Raw genomic sequence first — 1,329 nt, 5'->3', positions numbered from 1 at the left:
ATACAAACTCCCAAGAATGAGAGTGTTTTATATGGAAGGAAATGTTTAGGTGCAACTATCATACATTGGATCTAAGAAATTCAAACTAAATGAAATTGACTAAAAATCAGCTTATTAAATTAACAAGAGGTCAATTGGAAACTCTTGGCTATCAAGAACTAAGGGATAGTATCTGTATGGCTAATGGATTATTTGTAAAATTGATTTCGAAAGATATTTATCTGACTTTAGGATTTACGATCTCAAGCTTTTATGATTCAATGTTTACGGCAGCCTATTACTTATCTAAGACGACACTTTGGGGGGCCGTTTGGGATGATATACCAGAAGAAGGTTATAAGAGAGTCGGAGATTTTTTGACTAAAGATGAGCGCTTTAGGTTATTGACTGAAGAATACTGTTTGGATGGTGTAATTGATTCTTGGTGGGACGTGGCAAATAAAACTGATATCAACAAATTTATAGAAGCTGTTAGCATCACAGAGGATAGATTTCTGTCGCAAATAGATTTGATTAAAAAGGTAAATGCCAGTCGCGAAATAGAGAAGTTATTTGAATTGGGAAATATGGCTATTGATAAAGTAAAGTCCAATGATTTTAACTTATATGAGTATATTCCAAAACAAGCTATCGATGATATTCCGATGATTTGGTTTCAAGCTGCAGAGATTGTTTTATCAAATAGTAATGAAGCTGTGAATATTAACACAGTGAAAAGGTTGGCTGGGGATGCGTGGAGACGGAAATTACTTAGTGATTTATGATAAAAATAAGCTACATAACATAGCAATGCACGTCTTCGAAGATGCCGCAAAACAGCATAATAAAGCAACAGAACTAGGAGATAGAGGTACAATACAATTCAGAGGAACTAAAACTATACTAAAGGTATTATTAAATAGATTGAACAACAGGCTCCAAATTAATACCTGTATCGCCTTAAATAAGAACAAATATGGAAAAATTTCCGTTGCTGAAGAATAGACAGGTGGCTCTGTTAAGAGCAGATATAAATACAGGAACTGTATTGGATAAGAATTATATTTATGCAACTACACTGAATCAAGAGGTTTATGCTGTTTTTGACAATATAGATTTAGCTATAGAATTTGCAAAATCAATTATAATGGAACGGAATGATATTGAATGTGGTATATACGGAAACGATCCAGTGGCACTTTTAATTTTAAATAGGTATAATATAAATTCTTATTGACCCATGCAGTTCCCTTCAATAATGAAAAATGTATACTTCATTTATGGGTATGTAAAATAAACTGTGTCAAGGTAGTAACTCTTATGAATAACCGCCTTGACACAGTTTATTTT

General features: G+C 32.8%; 2 protein-coding genes. Both read left to right on the top strand.

The window, feature by feature from the left end; genetic code table 11:
- The first annotated feature begins 89 nt into the window (after positions 1-89).
- Positions 90-764, top strand: a complete 675-nt coding sequence (locus tag DBR11_RS25805; RefSeq protein ID WP_108555453.1) for a hypothetical protein — start codon at positions 90-92, stop codon at positions 762-764.
- A 191-nt stretch (positions 765-955) separates the two neighbouring features.
- Positions 956-1,216: a hypothetical protein gene (locus DBR11_RS25795; RefSeq protein ID WP_108555451.1), complete on the top strand. Its 261-nt coding sequence runs from the start codon at positions 956-958 to the stop codon at positions 1,214-1,216.
- Positions 1,217-1,329 lie beyond the last annotated feature (113 nt).

It is taken from the genome of Pedobacter sp. HMWF019, from assembly GCF_003061025.1.
GTDB lineage: Bacteria > Bacteroidota > Bacteroidia > Sphingobacteriales > Sphingobacteriaceae > Pedobacter.
Note: the sequence above shows the minus strand (reverse complement) of the source record. Positions and strands in the feature narration are given on the sequence as shown.

Bases quoted from the DNA above. Each gene is read 5' to 3' on its own strand.
- DBR11_RS25805 (WP_108555453.1), top strand. From the start codon at position 90: ATGAAATTGACTAAAAATCAGCTTATTAAATTAACAAGAGGTCAATTG.
- DBR11_RS25795 (WP_108555451.1), top strand. From the start codon at position 956: ATGGAAAAATTTCCGTTGCTGAAGAATAGACAGGTGGCTCTGTTAAGA.